The organism is Lyngbya confervoides BDU141951 (assembly GCF_000817775.3).
GTDB lineage: Bacteria > Cyanobacteriota > Cyanobacteriia > Thermosynechococcales > Thermosynechococcaceae > Lyngbya > Lyngbya confervoides.
Genome location: NZ_JTHE03000023.1, coordinates 1 through 20,175 on the forward strand (window position 1 = coordinate 1; position 20,175 = coordinate 20,175).

At 55.1% G+C, this 20,175-nt stretch carries 20 protein-coding genes; 10 read left to right on the forward strand and 10 right to left on the reverse strand.

Features of this window, described 5'->3' with window-relative positions; all coding sequences use genetic code 11:
• A partial coding sequence (locus tag QQ91_RS03310) for a DUF1800 domain-containing protein (RefSeq protein ID WP_166279965.1) occupies window positions 1–189 on the reverse strand: 189 nt, incomplete at its 3' end.
• A 180-nt stretch (window positions 190–369) separates the two neighbouring features.
• Window positions 370–837, reverse strand: coding sequence for an SsrA-binding protein SmpB (gene smpB / locus QQ91_RS03315; protein ID WP_166279967.1), 468 nt, complete (start codon window positions 835–837; stop codon window positions 370–372).
• Between the two features lie 166 nt (window positions 838–1,003).
• Between smpB and QQ91_RS03320 the strand changes: the two genes are divergently transcribed.
• A complete protein-coding gene (locus QQ91_RS03320) occupies window positions 1,004–2,122 on the forward strand; it encodes a TRAP transporter substrate-binding protein (protein WP_166279969.1) in 1,119 nt (372 codons plus the stop codon).
• 123 nt (window positions 2,123–2,245) lie between these two features.
• Here QQ91_RS03320 and QQ91_RS03325 read toward each other — a convergent pair whose 3' ends face one another.
• Together QQ91_RS03325 and QQ91_RS03330 are read right to left on the reverse strand one after the other, a co-directional pair.
• A complete protein-coding gene (locus tag QQ91_RS03325) occupies window positions 2,246–3,064 on the reverse strand; it encodes a M90 family metallopeptidase (protein WP_166279971.1) in 819 nt (272 codons plus the stop codon).
• Window positions 3,061–3,513, reverse strand: a complete 453-nt coding sequence (locus tag QQ91_RS03330; protein ID WP_166279973.1) for a GNAT family N-acetyltransferase — start codon at window positions 3,511–3,513, stop codon at window positions 3,061–3,063. The genes QQ91_RS03325 and QQ91_RS03330 overlap by 4 nt, the downstream gene beginning before the upstream one ends.
• A 427-nt stretch (window positions 3,514–3,940) precedes the next feature.
• On the opposite strand from QQ91_RS03330, the gene QQ91_RS03335 reads away from it, so the two are divergent.
• Window positions 3,941–5,686 carry a diaminopimelate decarboxylase family protein gene (locus QQ91_RS03335; RefSeq protein WP_166279975.1) on the forward strand — a complete coding sequence of 582 codons (1,746 nt, stop codon included), beginning with the start codon at window positions 3,941–3,943 and terminating at the stop codon, window positions 5,684–5,686.
• Window positions 5,687–6,250: 564 nt separating this feature from the next.
• Here the strand turns inward: QQ91_RS03335 and QQ91_RS03340 are convergent.
• From QQ91_RS03340 to QQ91_RS03350, 3 genes are read right to left on the reverse strand one after another with little or no spacing between them, the layout of a single operon-like run.
• The gene (locus QQ91_RS03340; protein WP_166279977.1) at window positions 6,251–7,111 is read right to left on the reverse strand and encodes an energy-coupling factor transporter transmembrane component T family protein; all 861 of its coding nucleotides are present in this window, start codon (window positions 7,109–7,111) and stop codon (window positions 6,251–6,253) included.
• Window positions 7,111–8,847 carry an ABC transporter ATP-binding protein gene (locus QQ91_RS03345; protein WP_166279980.1) on the reverse strand — a complete coding sequence of 579 codons (1,737 nt, stop codon included), beginning with the start codon at window positions 8,845–8,847 and terminating at the stop codon, window positions 7,111–7,113. The genes QQ91_RS03340 and QQ91_RS03345 overlap by 1 nt, the downstream gene beginning before the upstream one ends.
• Before the next feature lie 2 nt (window positions 8,848–8,849).
• On the reverse strand, window positions 8,850–9,644 hold the full coding sequence (locus QQ91_RS03350; protein ID WP_166279983.1) for an ECF transporter S component family protein: 795 nt from the start codon (window positions 9,642–9,644) through the stop codon (window positions 8,850–8,852).
• Window positions 9,645–9,921: 277 nt separating this feature from the next.
• Here QQ91_RS03350 and QQ91_RS03355 point away from each other — a divergent pair, with 277 nt between their 5' ends.
• The 5 genes from QQ91_RS03355 (at window position 9,922) to QQ91_RS03375 (ending at window position 13,484) form a co-directional block, all read left to right on the forward strand.
• The gene (locus QQ91_RS03355) at window positions 9,922–10,227 is read left to right on the forward strand and encodes a hypothetical protein (protein ID WP_166279986.1); all 306 of its coding nucleotides are present in this window, start codon (window positions 9,922–9,924) and stop codon (window positions 10,225–10,227) included.
• A 293-nt stretch (window positions 10,228–10,520) separates the two neighbouring features.
• Complete coding sequence (locus tag QQ91_RS03360; protein WP_236096055.1) at window positions 10,521–10,814, forward strand: hypothetical protein; 294 nt, start codon at window positions 10,521–10,523, stop codon at window positions 10,812–10,814.
• Complete coding sequence (locus QQ91_RS03365; RefSeq protein ID WP_166279989.1) at window positions 10,799–11,401, forward strand: hypothetical protein; 603 nt, start codon at window positions 10,799–10,801, stop codon at window positions 11,399–11,401. The genes QQ91_RS03360 and QQ91_RS03365 overlap by 16 nt, the downstream gene beginning before the upstream one ends.
• A 415-nt stretch (window positions 11,402–11,816) precedes the next feature.
• Window positions 11,817–13,076: a family 10 glycosylhydrolase gene (locus tag QQ91_RS03370; RefSeq protein ID WP_236096056.1), complete on the forward strand. Its 1,260-nt coding sequence runs from the start codon at window positions 11,817–11,819 to the stop codon at window positions 13,074–13,076.
• Between the two features lie 252 nt (window positions 13,077–13,328).
• The gene (locus QQ91_RS03375) at window positions 13,329–13,484 is read left to right on the forward strand and encodes a hypothetical protein (protein ID WP_166279992.1); all 156 of its coding nucleotides are present in this window, start codon (window positions 13,329–13,331) and stop codon (window positions 13,482–13,484) included.
• Window positions 13,485–13,578: 94 nt separating this feature from the next.
• On the opposite strand, the gene QQ91_RS03380 is transcribed toward QQ91_RS03375, so the two are convergent.
• Window positions 13,579–13,716 (reverse strand): hypothetical protein, encoded by a 138-nt coding sequence (locus QQ91_RS03380; RefSeq protein WP_250833243.1) that lies wholly within the window; start codon window positions 13,714–13,716, stop codon window positions 13,579–13,581.
• A 318-nt stretch (window positions 13,717–14,034) separates the two neighbouring features.
• Between QQ91_RS03380 and QQ91_RS03385 the strand changes: the two genes are divergently transcribed.
• Together QQ91_RS03385 and QQ91_RS03390 are read left to right on the forward strand one after the other, a co-directional pair.
• Window positions 14,035–16,797, forward strand: a complete 2,763-nt coding sequence (locus QQ91_RS03385) for a UPF0182 family membrane protein (protein WP_166279995.1) — start codon at window positions 14,035–14,037, stop codon at window positions 16,795–16,797.
• Window positions 16,798–16,923: 126 nt separating this feature from the next.
• Window positions 16,924–17,178: a cyclic di-GMP-binding domain-containing protein, MshE-related gene (locus QQ91_RS03390; protein ID WP_166279998.1), complete on the forward strand. Its 255-nt coding sequence runs from the start codon at window positions 16,924–16,926 to the stop codon at window positions 17,176–17,178.
• A gap of 11 nt (window positions 17,179–17,189) precedes the next feature.
• Here QQ91_RS03390 and QQ91_RS03395 read toward each other — a convergent pair whose 3' ends face one another.
• Complete coding sequence (locus tag QQ91_RS03395) at window positions 17,190–17,405, reverse strand: death domain-containing protein (protein ID WP_166280001.1); 216 nt, start codon at window positions 17,403–17,405, stop codon at window positions 17,190–17,192.
• A gap of 184 nt (window positions 17,406–17,589) precedes the next feature.
• Between QQ91_RS03395 and QQ91_RS03400 the strand changes: the two genes are divergently transcribed.
• A complete protein-coding gene (locus QQ91_RS03400; RefSeq protein ID WP_166280004.1) occupies window positions 17,590–19,803 on the forward strand; it encodes an amylo-alpha-1,6-glucosidase in 2,214 nt (737 codons plus the stop codon).
• A gap of 41 nt (window positions 19,804–19,844) precedes the next feature.
• On the opposite strand, the gene QQ91_RS03405 is transcribed toward QQ91_RS03400, so the two are convergent.
• Complete coding sequence (locus QQ91_RS03405) at window positions 19,845–20,174, reverse strand: hypothetical protein (protein WP_166280007.1); 330 nt, start codon at window positions 20,172–20,174, stop codon at window positions 19,845–19,847.
• Window position 20,175 lies beyond the last annotated feature (1 nt).

Genomic DNA, 20,175 nt, shown 5'->3' on the forward strand with positions numbered 1-20,175 from the left:
GAGCTGCTGCTGAATATAGCGATCAAGGCCCATAGACTCAAGGCGCTGTAAATCCCAGGGAGAGGGACCCAACCCCAGTCGATTCAGAACGTGAAGGGCACGAGTGCTCTGGGAACCCGATGAATGGATCGCCATCGTTTGGGCAATCAGCTGCTGGCTGGCATCAGCCCCAAAGGCAGCAGAAGCCATCCCGGGGGTCGCGGCGGCATTGGGGTCCAAGGGGATACCTCCTCAAAGAAAACAATCGGGGAAGATTTAGGCGATCTCTATCCTTTGGGACGCAACCCAGGAATTGAGGGTTCCAACCCCATCTAATCGGCTATTCTAACAATCCGGTTTGTCTTTGCGAAAATTCTCTCTAGAAAGCGGTCAACGGTTTTGATGCTTTAACATTCGCTGCATGTCGCGGTTGTCCTGGCGCTTTTTTAGGTCCTCACGCTTGTCATAGAGCTTTTTACCCCGCGCCAGGCCCAGGGAAACTTTCACCCAGCCGCGTTTCAGGTACATTTTTAGCGGCACCAGGGTCAATCCCTGCTGTTCCGTTTGTCCAATGAGCTTGCGAATTTCGCCGCGATGCAGAAGCAGCTTGCGATCGCGCCGGGGCTCATGGTTGTAGTAGCTCCCCACGTTGGTGGAGGGAGAAATGTGCACATTGAGCAGAAACACTTCCCCCTCCTTGACGCGGGCATAGCCATCGCGTAGGTTGACCCGCCCGGCCCGGATAGATTTCACCTCGGTTCCCGTCAGCTCAATCCCGGCTTCGTACACCTCCAGGATCTCATACTGAAAGCGGGCTTTACGATTGTCGGCAATTACTTTGTAGGATGTGTCGCTCATACCCTCATCCTACGTCAAGGTTCAGCATTTCGGGCACCCTTTCTCGCCCTCAATCCGGGATCCACGCAGCTTGATGATTTGAGATTTCAAGGCGGCAGCACCGGGGGATGATTGCGGTTCCTTCCCTCAAGGAGTAAAAATAAACCAGCCCTCATGAGCAGCATCTATGCAGCGTCGTCACCTGATCACAGGAGCAGCCGGAGCAACCGCAGCGGTGGGACTCAGTGGCTGCATTCGGATTCGTCGCATGACCTCCCGCACCACCAGCAGCCTGCCTTCCCTCCGCTGGCGCATGGCCACAAGCTGGCCCAAATCCCTGGATACCATTTTTGGGGGAGCGGAAACCATTTGCCGACGGGTGGCCGAGATGACGGACAATCGCTTTATCATTACCCCATTTGCGGCCGGAGAAGTGGTGCCGGGACTACAGGTCCTCGATGCTGTGCAGGCGGGCACCGTCGAATGCGGTCACAGCGCCAGCTACTATTACATCGGCAAAAATCCCACCCTGGTGTTTGGCACCTCAGTGCCCTTTGGCCTCAACGCCCAGCAGCAAAATTCCTGGCTTTACCAGGGTGGGGGTCTTGAAGCACTGCAAAACCTTTATCGGGACTTTAGCATCATTAACTTCCCTGCCGGCAACACTGGTCCCCAAATGGGGGGCTGGTTCAAGCGCCCCATCCAAACCCTAACGGATCTGCAGGGGTTGAAAATGCGCATTCCCGGCATGGGCGGTAAGGTCATGGCAAGTTTGGGCGTCAATGTGCAGGTTCTGCCGGGAAGCGAGATTTATTTGGCCCTAGATCGCGGAGCCATTGATGCCGCCGAATGGGTCGGCCCCTACGATGATGAAATTTTAGGCCTGCACAAGGCCGCAAGATATTATTACTATCCAGGCTGGTGGGAGCCCGGCCCCACTCTGGAAGCCCAGGTGAATCTGGCGGCCTGGAACAAGCTTCCTGCCGAATATCAAGCGGTGTTCAAGACGGCTTGCTTTGAGGCCAATTTGAGCATGCTCTCACGCTACGATGCCCTCAATGGCGATGCCTTGGGCCGGTTAACCCAGGGCGGCACCCAGCTAACGGCCTATAGTCCAGCGATTCTCACGGCGGCCCAGCAGGCCGCCTTTGAGATCTATGAAGACACTGCCCGCACTGACGCCACCTTCAAAACGGTCTTTGAGCAGTGGCGTGCGTTTCGCACTCAAGTGTATCGCTGGAACAAAATCAATGCCCTCAGCTTTGACAACTTTGCGATCGCTGCCCTGCAAGCGGAGCCAGAGTGAGGGCTTGACGGCCCAGACCAGGCAGCGGTGACCAGTGAGAGGGAGACAAGCCATAAGGTGTAGGTTATCTTGGGCTGATTCGGGAAGCGGGGGGCCTAGGCCAGTCGATCTAGACCAGTCGATCTAGGCCAGTCGATCTAGACCGTAGTAGGTCCGCAACAAATGATAGAGGTCTCGCTGTTGGCGAAACAGCTGCTGGGGCTTTTCAAAGAAGGCTTCCGTGGCCACCGCAAAGAATTCTGCGGGACTGCTGGCGCCATAGGGGTCTAAAACCGTAGGTCGTCCCCGCTGCACGTCGGCGCACAGCTGTCGATAGGCGCGGGTCATCACGGTGGCCCAGGCCGAATAGGCCTCTGACTGGGCCAATCGGGGCACCCCTTCGGTAGGCCCCTCCGCCTGATCCAGCTGGTGGGCAAACTCATGTAGAACCACGTTACGCCCATCCTGCCATTGCCCCAGATCGCGCTGCACCTGATCCCAGGCCAAAACCAACTGATCGCGGGACCAGGACTCTCCCAGGCGAACCTCCTGGCGCTCCTCCACCATGCCTCCCCCCACCGGCAAGCGATGCCTGACCCGGTAGGCCGTGGGATAAAGCAAAATTGTCTTGAGCTGGGGAAAATAGCGATGGTTCTGGGAAAAGAGCAGCAGAGCCGCGATGGCCAGGATCTGGATTTTCATCTCTAGCGTCACCACCAGGCCATTGCAGCCAATAAACTGCTTTTCCGCCAACAGAACCTGGATGGATTCCTGGATCTGCCCCTGAAGATCGGCGGGGATTTGGTCATAGAAGGGAATGGTGGCGCGCACCGTGGCCAGCCACTGCGCGGGAAAGGGGCTGGCTCGGAGGCGACGACGGCGCCAGTTTTTCCAAACCGGGTAGCCAAAAATCACTCCCAGGCTCACGCCCATCACCGTCAACACAACCAGCAGGGCGGTCATGGTGAAGTATCGGAGACGAGATGGAGAGACATGGCCTGGTGTTCCAGACCGGCTTCGTGAAAAATTTCGCCGACCGGATGAAATCCCAGGCGATCATAGAAGGGCACTGTGGGAGATTGGGCATGCAGGACAATCTCTACATAGCCCTGCTGCCGCCCATAGGCGATCGCCGTGTAAACCAGCTCACTGCCAATCCCCTGCTGGCGATAGTCCGGCAGCACCGCCAGCCGCTCTAGCTTCAGGCGCCTCGGGCCAATTTCGCGCAAACGAGCCACGCCCACGGGTTGCCGATCCAGGGAGGCCAGCACATGAACTGCCTCAGAATCCTTGCCGTCCCAGTCTAGGGCGGGGTCAATGCCCTGCTCTTGGCCAAAAACGCGATGGCGGATCCCAGAAATGCTTTGGGCTTCAGCGACAAACAAACAAGTTTTAATGGTCAAGGAAGCCATAATCAGACAACTAAGGAGGCGGGAATCAGGGATTTGCAGGAGGTAACGTCAACGGACAGCTTTTTTCGGACAGCCTCCCGGAAACTACATAGCCGTCTCCCTCAACGTTATCCCCAGCTTGCACAACCCCCAATCTGTAATATAGGCGAGCCTTCCCTCTGCTGCCAGGCCTCACCTAGACTGCAATGAGTTCGCAAATCTCATCCCGAGCCCCTGGGCAGAAGCTGCGATCTCGATTTTTATTTGGCTAATTTTAAATACTGCTCTTTTCAAAGGTGGAAATTAAGCGGGCGAGATGATCCTTTTCTGAATGAATTGGGCAACCTGGCAACATAATTTACCAGTTTTGTCATAGATTGGGCGGCTTTTATTGTTTCTAAATAATATTAGCCTTTCTTCCTATGAATTAATTGCCATGGAGGGGAAAATGACGCATCAAGTATTAAAGGGAAACCTAAAAGTTTTAGACCGAACTCTTCCCTCCCGTTCTCAAGGGACTGCCTGGTACCAACAGCTTGATATCCAGGCCATTGCTCACCGATATTCAACCCCGCTTTACATCACCAATCAGGCGCGGATTGTTCAAAATCTTAGGGCCTATCAGGATCTATTGGGCGAGACTAAAAATGTCTACTTTCCGGTCAAGGTCAATCCTTGCTTAGCCACCTTCAAGCTGCTAGCCAAGCTGGGATGTAGTGCAGATTGTGCTTCCCGTCGCGAGGTTCAACTTGCGCGACTCGCTGGTGTGCCGGAGACTCAATTAAGTTACTATTCCCCGGCCCTGGATCTGAACTTGGCGATCACGTTACTGAGCAACGGGGGCAGTGTGGTCATTGATTCCCCTTCAGCCCTGAGGGCGTTATCAGACCACCTAGAGGGCAAGGACTTTCCCGGAAAGCTGTTGCTGCGCGTGAATCCTCCCCTCTATCACAGCTACCGCGGAACAGCCGACTATCAAAAACACACCGCCCACGGACATGAGTCCAGTCAATTTGGTCTCCCTAGCGAAGAGGTCATTCCCTTTCTCAATTCAACAACGCTTCCCTTTTCCGGACTTCACATCCATGTGGGCACCCAAATGGACAACGTTGAGGTTTTTCAAGAAAGTTTGGAGGCGCTGCATGAGCTGTGCGATGTCATCCATGCCATTACCCCTCACAGGATTGTCGAGCTGAATTTAGGGGGAGGATTAGGCGTTGCGGCCCACGCAGGCGAACGGTTTCCCCTGATCTCTGACTTGGCGAAGGCTCTACAGGACCGATTCCGGCCAGAACTCACCTATAAAATGGAGCCAGGCAACGCCCTGTTCGGAGATGCCACGGTGCTGTTGACCCAGGTCATGACTCGTAAATCGTCTCGCGGTAAAGGCTGGGCCATTGTTAATGTTGGCACCGATCAGCTGTTGAAAGTGACCCTGGCTGGATTTGCCCAGGAGATTCTGCGCGCTGACGGCACCCCCCTGCCCAGAAGCGGCATGGACAGTATTGCTGGCCCCCTGTGCTTTGCGGGGGATATTCTTCTCCCTGAAACGGACCTCAGCGGGATAGAAGAAGGCGATGTCCTGCTCCTGCCTAAGGTGGGGGCCTATTGTCGGTCAATTGGCAACCGTTTCAACGGCCAGACCGAACCCGCCATGCTGATGGTGGATGAGGACCAGGAACTAGGATTGGTGTATGGGCCGGAAGACCCCTATTGGCAGCCGGTGATCCAAAGCTTTCAGCCAGCTGCCCTGGAGGAATTGCCGGGGGAGGCAAAGCCCTTTACCCCAGAACAATTTAATCAACTCCGTAGCGTCTATCTCCATCAGGAATGCAGCCAGGACCGCTATACCTTTCATGAGTGCATCAGAGTTGCCCCAGGTCAGTATGAAATGAGTATTGAAGTCCACTCCTCCGTGGCGTTCATTTCGGCCCCCACCGTCATGAGAATCATTTCTGATGCTGCCGTAGCTGTGATTATCGATAGCTTGGGATGCGAAGAGAAGACCATTTCGGTCTGGGGCAGTCGCTTTAACGTCTCTCTCAAGAGTCTTTTGCGGTCAAAGCGACGACATCGCCTCCGCATTCATCTCACAGAGAGAACGCAATCCCCCCACTCTAAAAACCAAGAACTCATTGCCTACTGGCAACTGGGAGAGGGGGCCGGGTCTGGCAATATTCTGGCTCTGGTCTAATCCCCCCTCCAATACATACATGGCCGCTGGATGTCTTGGATCCATTGCGGCCTCCTGGCTCGGCAGTGTTGGATTGGGGGGAAGCCTTGATTTAGATCATCCCCCTTCCAGGACCCCGTGCTGGGGGACATCGTGCTGGGTGTCTTGGCGTGAGTAAGGGTTGACTCGGTCCGCCCAGCCGCTGTCTGCGGCCCTCGGCCGGGGTAAATACTCGGTCCGGCAAACGGGCGACTCCGGGAATCGTTCTAAATAGACCTTTCCATGCAGATGCCGAATTGTAAACTGGGTACAAAAGTTATGGCGTGAATTAAAGTGACAACAGCCATCGCAAGTGGGAGGGATCGGGTGGATTTCCCCGACGGAGATAGAGTCGTTGCTGCGGTTTAAGCTCATGTTCAATCCTTGCCTCCGCCCTTTCCATCAAGCCCTTACCCATGCCGTTGGGGCCAGGACTGACGCGGGTGGAGATATGTTTTCTAACCTCCCCCTCAATATTCCCACCGGGACAATTATTTTTGACAGCCAGAGAAAAAACCGCCTCGGACCAGAAAAACATTTGCCCCCTTAGATTTCTGGAAGCATCCAGGCAAACTGTCCCACTCCCCACTTGAAGTATAGGCCAAAGGCACCGAGCCAGAAGAGGCTAAACCCAGCGATCGCCAGGTAATCGGCTAAGGTCATCACCGACTCGTGTAAATAGGTGCGATCGGAGCTACCGGAGAAGGCCTTGGATTGAAGCACCACCTCCAGCTTTTGGGATTTAGATAGGGCGCCCAGAATCAGCGGCACGGCAATAGTGGCATAGACCCTCGCGCGGCGGACGGGCCCCATTTCCTCCAGAGCCAGTCCGCGTAGGCGCTGCGCCTGGATAATGGACTGTAGCTCATCAAATAAAAGCGGGAAAAAGCGCAGGGTTGAGGAAAAAATAAACACAATCTTGTAGGGAATCTTCAACTGCACCAGGGAGAGGATCATATTGTTGATATCCGTGGTGAAGACTCCCAGGGGCAGCACTAAAATCATCGTCAAGGTTTTAAACGTCAGATTTAAACCATAGAGCGTGCCTTCCAGGGTTAAGCTAGATCCCCCCACCCCAGGCCAGGCAGAGGGCAGCGTCAACAGGGGCGTCAAGGTGGCGTGACCGGTGAGAGCCTTCACCTGCGTGACGTTAAAAAAGCCCATGCCTAACAGTAAAAGCAAATAAAGGGGCATGAGGACCTTCAAGATGGTGGCCAGATAGGTCCAGCGTACGCCCGCCAGCAAACAGGCTAGCAAAACCCCCAGCATGAGTCCGCCCCCCAGGAGGGGGCTTTCCCAGAGAAAGGCAACCCCAGTCAGGGTCACCATCATGGCGAGTTTGGTGCGAAAATCCCAGCGCGTGAAAATTGACTCACGGCTGACCGTTTGCCATTGAACCTGTCCCATTAAACGATATCCTGAGTCATTGCCATTTTGGTCAAGCAGTCCGCCAACTCCCCAGGGGTGAGCAGGGGGTAATTGTGCCCCACGATTTTACTCAGATGCTGGGCCAGCAGCACCGTCTGCGGGGGGGTTAGATAGGTGGCCGCCAACTGATCCGTCTGATGATAGGCAGAGCGCAGGGGAGCATCGAGCAGCAGGGTGCCTTTGCCCATTACGATGGCCCGTTCAGCATAACCCGGCATCAAATGCAGGTGATGGGTAATCACCATCAGGGTTTTTCCCATGCGGTGCAGTCGCTGACTCACCTCAAGAATTTCCCGAGATCCACGATAGTCCTGACCGACGGTGGGTTCATCTAGAATAATCACCTCGGGGTTCATCGCCAGAATGGCTGCAATGACAATCCGAGCGCGATCGCCCTTTGGCAACGATAGGGGATGGGCCTGACGCAAATCCATCAGGTCCATGGCCTCTAGGGCCGCCCCGGCCTTTTCCTGAATCTCCGTGTCCCCATAGCCCAGGTTTTTCAGGGCAAAGGTCACCTCCCGCTCAACCGTGGTGTTAAAAATCTGGTTGTCGGGGTTTTGGGCCACATAGCCAATGCGCCGGGCCAGTTCGCTCACGGTGTAGTCCGTGCTTTTGCGCCCCTCGATCCACACCGTTCCTTGAGTGGGCTGGAGCAGATTCAGAAAATGCTTCACCAAGGTGCTTTTCCCGGCCCCATTCTGACCGACCACCAGCACGTATTCTCCGGCATGAATATCCAGGGAAAGATCGCGCAGCGCCTGGGTGCCGTCTGCGTAGGTATGGCTGAGTCCTTGTACCGACAGCAGCGGCAAGGCGCCAGGGGCGTGCGGCAAGCCGGGAAGGGGGAACTCGGCAGGGGTGGCCTGCTGAATCAGGGGGGTCATGGCTTGTTTTCCCGCGTCCAGGGTAACCGGAATCGGATGGACAGCAAGGCCCTTGGCGTTCAGTTGCTCAAACACCTGGGCCACCTGAGGCGCGCGCAGATCGTGCTGCCACAGGAGTTCCGGTTGACTGTAAATTTGGGCAGGGGTGCCCGTGGCCACTAATTCCCCGCCCGAGAGCAGGGCAATGCGATCGCAATATTGCGCCATCTCCTCCGCCGCGTGGCTCACCATGACAATGGTCATACCCAGATCCTGATTTAGGGCCTTCACGGTGGCAAAGACTTCTTGGGTTCCCACCGGGTCGAGTTGGGAGGTTGGCTCATCCAAAATGAGCAGGCGTGGACGCAGTGCCAGGGCAGCAGCGATCGCTAGGCGCTGTTGTTGTCCCCCCGATAAATCCTGGGGATGCTTTTGCTCAGTTCCCTCCAGGCGCACGGCAGCCAATACCTGGGGAATGCGGGCCCGAATCTCCGCTGGAGGCACCTTCAAATTCTCCAGGGCAAAGGCAATTTCGTTTTCCACGGAGGTGGCCGTTAGCTGGGTGGCAGGATCTTCGAACACGGCTCCCACCCTCTGGGCCAGGGTGCTAACCGGATGGGTTAAGGTATCTAGGCCCGCTACGGTGACATAGCCAAAAAATCGGCCCCCGAAAAACTGCGGCACAATGCCATTCAGCGCCAGGCAAAGGGTGGTCTTTCCCGCCCCGGTTGGCCCAATCAAGCCAAAAAATTCTCCAGACTCCAGGGTCAAGGAGATGTCGCGTAAGGCCAGCCTTTGGGTTCCCGGATACAGGTAGGACACCTTATGAAAGGTTGCCAGTGAATCCATACTTAGTAGATCGCCTCCCTGGGTTTCACCAGGTCAATGGCTCGCAGGCCAGCAATGACCCCAGTTCCGATGACCGTTCCCGCAACGCAGCGGATTAAATTTTCCAGGGGCATCACCGGAATGAGCCCCAACCAAACCTTCTGAGGCCAGTTAAAGATAAAGTAGGACACCGAAAGCTGGGCTAAATGACCCAGCCCAGAGGCCATCCAGGTGCCCAGAAACAGCCCTAAGGCAACCTGACGGATCTGGGGACTGCCAATCCAGCGACCGCACAGTTGGCGAGTGGGTAAGATAAACAGCAGCAGCGCTGACCCGTCTACAAAGGCGCCTAAACAGATAACTGGCCATTCCACACCGTTGAGCAGGACGGCCCGACTGATGTAGGCCCCCAGAGCTAGCAGTTCTACCCCGCTGATGCCCACCCACCAAAACCGACGCGAGGCCTGGGCCGGACGCATGGCACCGGCTGCGAAGCTGGCGATCGCCGCCCCGGCCACCGAAATGGCCGGAATCCCGGCGGTATAGGGCGCAAGAAAGACTCCCACCAGGCTGCCAATGGTGCTGGCAAGGGCTCCGGCAATGGGGCCTAAGATCCATCCCAATAGCGGAAAAACGCTGCTGCTGAGGGGAATGCCCCCGCCAGAGGCGCCCACCACAAAGGAAAAGGGAATAAAGGCTAGGGCGGTGATGACGGCAGCCAGGACAACCACGTAGGCAATGGGAGATCCGTCAAGGGCGGCGCTGCCGAGATACTGCACCTGACGCTCTTCGGCGTCGGGCGGAAGGTTTAAAGTCATGGAGAACGCCTACATTCACTGAACCTCCCTCATTATAGGGAGGTTTCCAGGGGCAGCCTGCCCCTCGATGGGACCAATCGGCCAGGCCGCAGAGGCTAGATTGACCGTATGCAGGCGCTTTGAAGAAATCTCAAAAAAGTTTGAACCTTTCTTCTCAAGGTGGGGTCTAACCCATAGCGTTTGAATCTGATCAGCTTGAACTTGCGCGGTTTGAGCTTGTGAGGCAAGCGCGACACCTCTAACGCCCACTGTTAAACCCACGATCAGGAGAACATCCATGTTGAAACTTGCCCAGATTAGCGCCCTGAGTCTTGTCACCTTACTGTCCGTTTCCACGGTGGCTGCAGCTGGCCCAATCCAAAATCGCCTCGATCGCCAAGATCAGCGCATTTCCCAGGGGGTGCAGAGCGGGGATCTCACCTATGCAGAATATCAGCGCCTGCAAAATCGTCAGGATCGCATTGAGGATTTTCGGCAACGACAGATCCAAGATGGCAATGGCTTAAATCCAGTGGAGTTTTTGCGCATTAACCATCGACTCAATCGCCAATCTCGCCAAATCTATCGCCAAAAACACGATTAACCTTTCTGGCGCCATCCTACGGCGAAAATTTGAAGTTAACCTGAACCAAAATGCGATCGCCCCTTCATGAGGGGCGATCGCATTTACTTTGAGGGGATTTATCGATTTTTATCCAATTGCGATTAAATCCGTAATCTCACGGAAGGAGGCGCTGAGACAAAATAGTTAAACTCTGAACAAGGAAAAATCAAGCTTGGCCAAGCTGATTGAGTTTTCTCCTTCTACCATTTTCCTTGCCATGGGGCGAGGAAAACGAATTGTTCAGTTCCCCGTTGTAGGAGATCCCCCCACGCATGAATGGTGCAAACATCGATAATTCAGACTTTCTCCCGATTATTTCCCCAGCAAAACCCTTAAATTTAGCTCCCCTGCTCCAGTTTTCCAGCAGTGTCTGCGCGGTTGCTGGAGGCGTGCTGCTGGCTTCAAACACCCCAGTTAGCAAGTATGGATTTCTCCTGCTCGCCCTAAGTTCTGGACAAATGCTGCTGACCAGTGGCTTAACGGGAAATCGGGGCCTAATGGTCTATTCCGGTTCTGTCTTTTGCTTCGTGGATTGTTTGGGAGTGTATCGATGGTTGCTACAGTAGTTTCTCCAGAGGAGAGTCGAGTTCAGGGACTCCAGACTCTCAATCTGTGCAGAATGGGTTTAGAGGAAAATATTGGGGATTTAACACTTCGGGAAGGCTACTGGGCGTTTGCCAAGGACAAACAGGCCGATATCCCCTTAATTATCCGTCTGCTAGAAAATCCGGCCAGCCCCATTGCCCTGCCAGGCAGCATTGATTTATTTGGTCACGACTGTTTGCATCTGTTGCTCAATCGCGGCATGGATAACTTCGATGAAGCCTTTATTATTGGATTTACGATGGGAAATGCCAGAGAACTGCAAAAGCGTCATTTAAATACCTTTCGCCTGGTAGCGTCCCACTTTTATCCTCCCCCCTACCGCTTTAGCGAAGGACATCTGAAATCCTTTGATTTGGGCGTCCTATACGGGCAAAGGTTGCCGTTTCGAGATATCCATCTCGTCGACTTCTCCCTGCACCTAGACCGATCGATCGCGCAGGTGCGTGAACTGTTCGGTATTTCAATTGCGGAACTGCGTAGGGTCTGCTATGCGGAGCGATTGTGGAACCCCCTCTGTCCAATATTTTCCCTCTCTCCAGGCCGCTAGCTGCCAGGGAACGATGATGCGCTAGATTGACGAATCCGAGAACTGAAGAATGGTGGAGGTCTGCAAGGATAAGGCCATATCCTTGCAGATTTTTTTGTGCAGACTGCGTTGGGGCGCCGACTTTAGGGGGGCTGCCCCCTTCGCGTCGATCAGCAAGGACACGATCTGGCTATTCTTCAATGCCGCTATCCTGTGTTCACCCCCTCATGCCTTTTTGACAGCTTTCGCTTGGATCTCCCAACAATCCACGCTATGGTAAACAGGATCATCCGTAAAATCACTGACCCTAGCGCATCCATATCATTCTGGGAAGATCCGAGAAAGGGCTGTTTCCGTGAAGCGCCTATTTCTTCGGAACTTTACAGGATTAAGCGCGTCTTTGCCCAGAATCACGCTGTTCACTAGGGCTGACTCCATGCTGATGAAGAATCTCTCCTCCCTCCTCCAGCGATCGCCGCGATCTTTGTTTGCGTTCCTGTGTGCGCTGTCCTTTGTGATCAGTGTGGTCCTGGGGCAGCTCAGTGCGGCCAAGGCCTATGCCCCCAGCACGGAAATTCGGGCGGTTTGGTTGACCACCAACGATACCCCAACCCTCAGGGATCACGCAAAACTGACCCAGGCCATCGGTGAGCTCCGCAGCTTCAATTTCAACACGGTTTATCCCGTGGTCTACAACTCTGGCTATGCCCTTTATCCCAGCGCCACTGCCCAACGCGAGGGATTTCAGCCCTTTATTCGCCGGGGACTTCAGGGGCAAGACATCCTAGCAGACATCATCGAACAGTCCCATCGAAACGGACTGACGGTGATTCCCTGGTTTGAGTTTGGGTTTATGGCCCCCCCTAGCTCCGAGCTAGCCCTGGCCCATCCCCAATGGCTGACTCAGCGCCAAGACGGAAGTACCCACTGGGAAGGAGCAGCTGGGGAGGTCGTCTGGCTCAACCCCTTTCATCCCGAGGTGCAAGCCCTAATCACCAACCTGGTGTTGGAGGTGGTCACCCAGTACAACGGGGACGGGATCCAGTTTGATGATCACATGAGTTTGCCCTTTGAGTTTGGCTATGATAGCTATACTAAAAATCTATACAAGAGCGAAACTAAGAAAGATCCGCCGCCGAATCCCCACGATCCAACCTGGGTAAAGTGGCGTGCCGATAAATTGACGGCATTTATGACCCAGTTGAATCAGGCCGTTAAGGCCCGCAAGGCCAGCGCCATTTTTTCCGTTTCGCCGAATCCCTACGACTATGCCTACAAAGCCTCGCTCCAAGATTGGCTGCGTTGGGTGCGTCAAGGGATTGTGGATGAGCTAATTGTTCAAGTCTATCGCCCCGACCTGGGAAGCTTTGACCAGCAGCTTGTCCAGCCGGAGATCCAAGAAGCTCGTCAGAAGATTCCCACTGGCGTTGGCATTTTGACCGGGTTGCGCCACCGCCCGGTGAACATCAATCTCATTCAATCCAAGATCCAGACAGCCCGCTATCGCAATTTAGGGGTGGCCTTTTTCTTCTATGAAAGCCTGTGGGATGTGGCGCCTGAGCCGGTTGAATATCGAAAAGCCAGGTTTCGGGCCCTATTTCCGACGCCAGCGCGGCGGGCAATTAGCTTTAGCGCGCAGCAATATTCCTCTCCGGCGACGGCTTCACCCAAGTTGCTGTCAATTCCTCGCGATTGAGCATCGGTTTGGCGGTCCCCTCCCCCGTAAAATCCCCGTTAGGATGATGGCCCAGCCCTTGTCCAGGCCTGGCCCACTGCCCAACTCAGGGAGCCAAGAGAGGCCGCCCTAATCTCTGTTGGCGCCATAGGGATCGCAGAATCGTCCTCTTATCCCAAGTCACAGCCTCGCTAAGCCAAGCAGTCAAGCTGATTCGGGGTTTCAAGGCCTTCCGCAATGACCGCCCTTTCCAGCTGTGGAGCCAGAGTGACCATGATGTGGGCAACCGCAAAATTGTCTTCCCTCTCCGGGCTAGAAAATCTTCAGGTCGGCAGTATTGGGGGAGGCGATCGGCAATGGCAACGAGGAGCTGATGTCCCACGGCATGACTCAGGATCCGTTTACGAGCTTAAACGGACTGCAATTTAAAGATGCCAGCACCAGGAGATGATCCGACCTCTGTAACTGCTGATTGAAACCGCGCAGCAGACCGGTGCGACTCGGTAAGCCGGGGAAGAGATTTTTACCAAGGATCTGGCGCAGTTCGCTGGTTCGCGGCTGCGCCGTCCATGGGATCTTTGCCTTTCCTCAGATCGTCGTGGGCACCGGCAAGACGAATTTCCACGACCCACTTTCTCCCAATGAACCCGCTCACTTCCATGAGGGGTCAATCCAGGCCATAGGATTGCAGACTTTTCAGGGTTCAAGGGGGATTAAGTCCCGGCAGGGGGCCAGGAGAATAGAGCCATTGGATTCGGCGAATGAGCAGCTGTTTGATTCCGAACCAGCTGAGAGGAGGACAGATCAAAGGGGGGGACATATCAAAAAGTGATAAGTTTTGCCGTCTGTCGAGGCTCGAATCTCAACAGCGAACGTATAGTGAAGATCTTTAGCAGGGCGTTATTCCCCTGGCTAGGGGGGCAGAGAAAGTCCTGTCCCTGGCGTAGTTGAGGTGCAGTCCGAGGTTGAGGCAGGTTGCATGAGTGTGGCAAGCAAAATAATTCTTGGCCTTTGTATCGTTTTGTTCATCGGTATTCCGGCTGGAGGTGCCCTAATCCACCTGCTCACCGAAAGCTGGTGGTTTGAAGCCCTGGGGTACAGCTCGGTGTATTGGACCACGCTCACCTGGCAGGGAATTTTAGGACTGATCACCTTTACGCTCTACGTCACGGTCTTGGGGGTTCACTATGGACTGGCCCACCGGCTCACCCGCGATCGCCCCTATCAGTTTTTTGCCTACAGCGAGCTGCAGCCCTACTCACAATCCCTGGTCCGCAGCATTAGCCTGCTGATCATTGGGTTTGTGGCTCTGGTGGCTGCCAATAACAGCAGTAGCGCCTGGACCCGTGCGCCAGAGTTTCTCCAGGGACAGTCCTTCCACCAAACCGACCCTATCTTTAATCGCGATCTCGGGTTTTACCTGTTTCAGCTGCCCTTCCTAGAGTTGCTGCGCCAAATTTTCTTAATGCTGGCGACCTGGTCTTTGGTGCTAATTTTCTCCATTTACAGCCTGAAGGGCATCTTCACGGAGGCCAACCGTCTCTTCGAGCCCTCTTCCCTGGAACGCGGCATTAAAATCCACCTGGGCTTGGCGATCGCGGCGCTGATTCTCTTGTTAGGTTGGGGATTTTGGCTGGGGCAGTATCATTTGCTCACCCGGCAAAGTGGGGTGGTCTTTGGGATCGGATTTACGGACTATCATGCCAGACTATTAAGCCATCGCCTGATGAGCATGGTCACGGTGGGGGTGGCGATGGCGGTCTTGGTTTCCCTGTGGCGGCGCGGGCTAAGGCCCATCATCATTGCCCTGACCCTCTTTGGCCTCGCCTTTGTCTCCTTAGAGGGGATTTATCCCTGGCTTGTGCAGTCCTTGATCGTCAGGCCCAATGAACTGGCCAAGGAAAAGCCGTTTCTGGCGCACAACATTCGCTACACCCAGGCGGCCTATCACCTGGAACAGGTGCAGAATGAAAAATATGACGTCCAGGCAGGGCTGACCCTGGATAAGCTCCAGGAGAATCAGACCACCCTGGAGAACGTCAGGCTCTGGGACTATCAGCCCCTGCTCAAAACCTATCGGCAGCTGCAAGAAATTCGATCCTACTACCGATTCCAGGATGTCGATGTGGATCGGTATCGCCTCCAGGGACAACTGCGGGCCGTCATGCTTTCCGCCCGTGAGCTAGACCTTTCCCAACTCCCTAGCCAAGCCCAAACCTGGGTCAACCAGCAGTTAAAATATACCCACGGCCACGGCCTGGTCATGAGCCCGGTGAACCAGGTCTCCACCGAAGGACTGCCCGAATTTTATATTCAAAACATTCCTCCCCAGAGCCGACTTGCGCCCCAGGTGGAGAATCCTGATATCTACTATGGCGAACTCACTCAATCGCCAATTTTTACCGGGACCACCACCGATGAATTTGACTATCCCCAGGGCAGTGGGAATGTGTTCAATCGCTATGATGGTCTGGGTGGCGTTCCCCTTGACAGCCTCGGACGAAGGCTGGCCTATGCCCTCGACCTGAGCCATCTGCAGCTGCTCATCTCCGATTATTTCAATTCCCAAACCCGCATTCACTACGACCGACAGGTTCGGCAACGGGTGCAGCACATCGCGCCTTTCCTGCGCTACGACAGCGATCCCTACCTGGCGATCATCGACGGCAAGCTGAACTGGATTATCGATGCCTACACCACCAGCGATCGCTACCCCTACGCAGAACCCATCAACCCCCAAATCAATGGGAATGATCGACCCGCTTCCCTCCATCGGTTAACCCAAGGCAACATCAACTACATTCGCAACGCCGTTAAAGTTGTGGTGGATGCCTACGATGGCACTGTTCTTTTTTATGTCATCGATCCCAGCGACCCGATTGTGCAAACCTATCAAAGGATTTTTCCCAATCTGTTTCGCGCCCCCACCACCATTCCAGACAGTCTGCGGCGTCATTTTCGCTACCCCGAGGATCTGTTTCGGATCCAAACCAGTCTTTTCCTGAACTACCACATGAGCGATCCCGAGGTTTTCTACAATCGGGAAGACCTGTGGCAGCTGCCCACACAGGTCTATGAAGATCAAGCGATTGTCATGGAGCCCTACTACGTCATCATGCGGCTTCCAGGGGCAACAGAGCCAGAATTCATCCTGATTCAACCCCTAACGCCGAATCAAAAGGACAACATGATTGCCTGGATGGCTGCACGGACCGACGGCGAACAGTACGGCAAGATTATTCTGTTTAATTTTCCTAAACAGAGTCTGGTGTTTGGTCCTCGCCAAATTGAGGCTCGCATTGATCAAGACCCCACGATTTCGCAGCAGCTTACCCTCTGGAGTCAGTCTGGGTCCAAGGTCATTCGCGGCAATTTAATCATTTTCCCCATTGAGCGATCGCTGCTGTACGTTGAGCCCATTTACCTGCGCGCAGAACAGGCCGAGCTTCCCCAACTCAAGCGAGTCATTGTCGCCTACGACCAATCCATCGTGATGGCAGAAACCTTTGCTGAGGCGCTAACCCAGATTTTTGGCGAGGAAAAAACAGCGACTCCCCCCCCCTCCGAAGATTCCGTCTCCTCTGCCTCCCCCCTGTTTGATCAGCTCGCTCAACAGGCTTTGGAAACCCATCAACAGGCCGACGCTGCTGCCCGCGCAGGGCAGTGGTCTCGCTTTGGCCAGCTGCAGCAGCGCCTGCGTGATATCTTGCAACGCCTGAATCAGAGCCCCCCATCCAGGTGAAAGCGGCCCCATATCGCATCGCGCCTCCTATTCAGCGCTGTCCCCCCCATAAATCTATCCCAGGAGACATGCAGCCAAGGTTAAGGCCTGGTAATCTTCTGAGACCTTGTCTCCCTTGCCTGCCCCATGTTGACCTATGACCCTCGGTGTAAACGGATTGGCAGCTATCTGATCGATGCGGGTCTGCTGGACCCCAATCAAGTGGATGTCATTCTGGCCGATCAGGCCCAGACCCATCTGCGGTTTGGAGATATTGCAGTGGCCAGGGGCTGGGTCAGCCCGGCAACCATTGAATTTTTGTGCAGCTACATCATTGAGCCCGAACGTCTATTAGGCAGCCCCATTAAGCCACCGGACTTTTTCTCGACCTCTCTACAATAATCAACCCTCAATCAACCCTCGATTGCGGGGCCGATCTGTGGGCAATCTCTATCCAGTGGCCCTCCAGGTTCTGGAACAAAATATCCCAGGGCCTGTTCCTGCATCATCGAATCCAGTAATATGGCGCTAGCGACTTTAATGCTTTCTTGATGTTTTTTTAAGATTTTGAAGCTGCGATATTTGTCTCTAGGTGCAGGACGGGTGTCGGTGCTGACCTTTGCTGCCATGAAGGGGTCTGAAGGCCATCCTCCTAGACCGGGAACTTGACCCGCCTTCCGCAACAATGGCAGTCAGATTGTGCATGCTGAATACAACCTGCGGTGTTGCTTGAGCCATGGTCCCTTGCCCGAAGTCTCTATGGAAAGATTGTGAGCCCCAGGGACAGTTCACTTTTGATCAACTTGGTAAGTCATGATTTCAACAGTTCCTTCGCCCCAACCCGTTCCGAATTCTCCTGGTTCATCTACCGCGTCCCCCTGGCCCAGCGCCCTGTCCGAACTGAAGCATGAGACGCTGGTCATTAAGGAAGATGACTTGTTTTTAATTACCGATCCCCTGGGCAACGTGACCGGGCGCGAGAACCCAGCAAATTATGCGCCGGTCTGGCCCACCATCACTGGCCTCTTTTGCCGAGATACGCGCGTTCTGAGCCATTCTGAACTACAAATCGCCGGCTGTGCCCCGATTTTATTGGGCAACAACAGCCGCGATGGCTTTTCTCTGGAGGTGATTGCTACCAATCCCGCGATCCCTCAGGTTTTACCCGGCGAAAAGATTGGAATCCGCCGGACAATCAGCCTACGCGGTCGCCTGTTTGAAGAAATTGAGCTGCGCAACTACTCGGTGGATCCCCTCACCTTCCAGGTGAGCCTGAGCCTGGGGGCAGACTTTCGGGATTTGTTTGAGGTGCGTCAGTTTGCCGATCGCCCCCAACGAGGCCAGGCGCAGGTTCAACGATCGGCCCCAAACCAGCTGGAGTTTGTCTACCGGGGGCTTTGCGGACAGCACTTGAGCGCTGAGGTCACGATTACCCACAGGTCGCCCAGCGCTTGGGTGGGCAGCACCTTACTCTGGGATCTGCACCTGGGTCCCCAGGAAACGATCTGTCTTGGGTATCAGCTGACCCCCAAAATGGATGGGGAGCCCATGTCCCAGATTGCTCCGGTTACTCATCTGGCCGAAAGCTCGCGGATTTCCCAGATCGAACAAGACCACTGGCATCAGAGGGCCACTCGCATCCGATCCAATAGTGAGCCCCTCAATGAAGTCATTGCCCAGGCGGAACAGGACATTTACCTGCTCTTGCAGTCCTTTTCTGGGGGAAAGGTTCTGGCCGCCGGGATTCCCTGGTATTCCACCCTGTTTGGCCGAGATGCGATTATTGCCGCCCAGCAAACCCTGATGCTGGATGCCACCATTGCCCGCGATACCCTCCGAACCCTGGCTCAGTTCCAGGGCCGCAGCGATAGCGATTGGCACGACGAGGCGCCGGGTAAAATTTTGCACGAGCTGCGCTTAGGAGAGATGGCACGCTGTCATGAAATCCCCCATACTCCCTACTACGGCACCATTGATGCAACGCCGCTATGGATCTTGCTGTATGGCGATTATTTTGACTGGAGCCATGACCAGGGCCTGATGGATGAGCTGTGGCCCAACGCCCTAGCTGCCATGGCATGGATCGAGTCGGCCCGCGATCGCCGCGGGTATCTGAGCTACCGGAAGCGATCCCAGCGGGGACTCGACAACCAGGGCTGGAAGGATTCTGGGGATTGTATTGTGGATGCCCAGGGCAAAATGGCCACCGGGGCGATCGCCCTGTGCGAAGTGCAAGCCTATATGTATGGTGCCTATCAGCGCATGGCCGCCCTAGCTGAGCGTCGGGCACAGTTGGATCTAAGCCGACACTGGCGCACCCAGGCGGCGGCCCTTAAGGAGCAATTTAACCAAGACTTTTGGATGCCCGAGGCCCAGTTTCTGGCCCTGGCCCTCACCGATACCGGAGAGCAAATTGACAGCATCACCTCAAATCCGGGTCATTGTCTGGGGTCAGGAATCTTGGATCTAGACAAGGCAGAGCAGATTGCCGATCGCTTGATGGCCCCTGACCTGTACAGCGGTTGGGGAGTTCGCACCCTTAGCAGTGAATCCCCAGCCTATAACCCCATGAGCTACCACATGGGATCAATCTGGCCCCACGACAACGCTCTGATTGCCCTGGGTCTGCGTACCCTGGGTAAAACCGACGCGGCCTTTCAGCTGGTGCAGTCTCTACTGGAGATGACCCAGATGCAGAACCAAGGCCGTCCACCGGAGCTGTTTTGCGGATTTGATCGGCAAACCAAGCAGGGTCCGGTTTCCTATCCCGTTGCCTGCTCTCCCCAAGCCTGGGCCACGGGGAGTATCTTTCAGTTTTTGCAGCTGATGCTCAATCCCGTCCCGGACGCAGCCCAGCAGCGCCTCACTCTGATCCACCCGGCACTCCCGGCCACCCTCACCTCGCTGTTTGTTGGGAATCTGAGCGTCGGCAGCGCTCAAGTCGATCTGCTGCTGACCCGTCAGGGATCCCACACCCACTGCGAAGTGGTGCGCAGGAGCGGAGATCTCAGGGTAGAGATTCTCTAGAACAGGCCCCTCCAGAACAGGCCCTGGGATTTGGCAGATCGTCAGGGATCAGCGTCTGCAAAGGGCAAGGATTCGGCCTGGACCCCTTCCTCCCCCTCCAGCAGCTTTCTCAGCTTCATTCTGGGAATATAGGGCCAGCCGCCTTCTTGCTCAATATCTCGCAGCAAAGCATAGAGGGCCTGGCGGTTCGTGGGCAATAGCCGCAAAAAAGCATCGTCTCGAATTTCGCGATGCAGCTTTTCAAGTAAGCGCAAAAGCTTGAGCAATTCAGCAAGATCTCCCTGTGCTTCGGATGCAGCTTGATGAACCGCTTCAGAGATGGATTGAAAGGAAGGAGGAGAGGAATGCAAAGGGGGAGAAGATGGGTCCATA

What these genes read in the sequence shown, in the direction of transcription:
- QQ91_RS03385 (WP_166279995.1), top strand. Translation starts at nt 14,035, where the DNA reads ATGAGTGTGGCAAGCAAAATAATTCTTGGCCTTTGTATCGTTTTGTTC.
- QQ91_RS03355 (WP_166279986.1), top strand. Translation starts at nt 9,922, where the DNA reads ATGTTGAAACTTGCCCAGATTAGCGCCCTGAGTCTTGTCACCTTACTG.
- QQ91_RS03330 (WP_166279973.1), bottom strand. Translation starts at nt 3,513, where the DNA reads ATGGCTTCCTTGACCATTAAAACTTGTTTGTTTGTCGCTGAAGCCCAA.
- smpB (WP_166279967.1), bottom strand. Translation starts at nt 837, where the DNA reads ATGAGCGACACATCCTACAAAGTAATTGCCGACAATCGTAAAGCCCGC.
- QQ91_RS03350 (WP_166279983.1), bottom strand. Translation starts at nt 9,644, where the DNA reads ATGACTTTAAACCTTCCGCCCGACGCCGAAGAGCGTCAGGTGCAGTAT.
- QQ91_RS03380 (WP_250833243.1), bottom strand. Translation starts at nt 13,716, where the DNA reads ATGGAAGTGAGCGGGTTCATTGGGAGAAAGTGGGTCGTGGAAATTCGT.
- QQ91_RS03365 (WP_166279989.1), top strand. Translation starts at nt 10,799, where the DNA reads ATGGTTGCTACAGTAGTTTCTCCAGAGGAGAGTCGAGTTCAGGGACTC.
- QQ91_RS03345 (WP_166279980.1), bottom strand. Translation starts at nt 8,847, where the DNA reads ATGGATTCACTGGCAACCTTTCATAAGGTGTCCTACCTGTATCCGGGA.
- QQ91_RS03360 (WP_236096055.1), top strand. Translation starts at nt 10,521, where the DNA reads ATGAATGGTGCAAACATCGATAATTCAGACTTTCTCCCGATTATTTCC.
- QQ91_RS03325 (WP_166279971.1), bottom strand. Translation starts at nt 3,064, where the DNA reads ATGACCGCCCTGCTGGTTGTGTTGACGGTGATGGGCGTGAGCCTGGGA.
- QQ91_RS03400 (WP_166280004.1), top strand. Translation starts at nt 17,590, where the DNA reads ATGATTTCAACAGTTCCTTCGCCCCAACCCGTTCCGAATTCTCCTGGT.
- QQ91_RS03375 (WP_166279992.1), top strand. Translation starts at nt 13,329, where the DNA reads ATGATGTGGGCAACCGCAAAATTGTCTTCCCTCTCCGGGCTAGAAAAT.
- QQ91_RS03340 (WP_166279977.1), bottom strand. Translation starts at nt 7,111, where the DNA reads ATGGGACAGGTTCAATGGCAAACGGTCAGCCGTGAGTCAATTTTCACG.
- QQ91_RS03320 (WP_166279969.1), top strand. Translation starts at nt 1,004, where the DNA reads ATGCAGCGTCGTCACCTGATCACAGGAGCAGCCGGAGCAACCGCAGCG.
- QQ91_RS03370 (WP_236096056.1), top strand. Translation starts at nt 11,817, where the DNA reads ATGCTGATGAAGAATCTCTCCTCCCTCCTCCAGCGATCGCCGCGATCT.
- QQ91_RS03395 (WP_166280001.1), bottom strand. Translation starts at nt 17,405, where the DNA reads ATGGCAGCAAAGGTCAGCACCGACACCCGTCCTGCACCTAGAGACAAA.
- QQ91_RS03335 (WP_166279975.1), top strand. Translation starts at nt 3,941, where the DNA reads ATGACGCATCAAGTATTAAAGGGAAACCTAAAAGTTTTAGACCGAACT.
- QQ91_RS03405 (WP_166280007.1), bottom strand. Translation starts at nt 20,174, where the DNA reads ATGGACCCATCTTCTCCCCCTTTGCATTCCTCTCCTCCTTCCTTTCAA.
- QQ91_RS03390 (WP_166279998.1), top strand. Translation starts at nt 16,924, where the DNA reads ATGTTGACCTATGACCCTCGGTGTAAACGGATTGGCAGCTATCTGATC.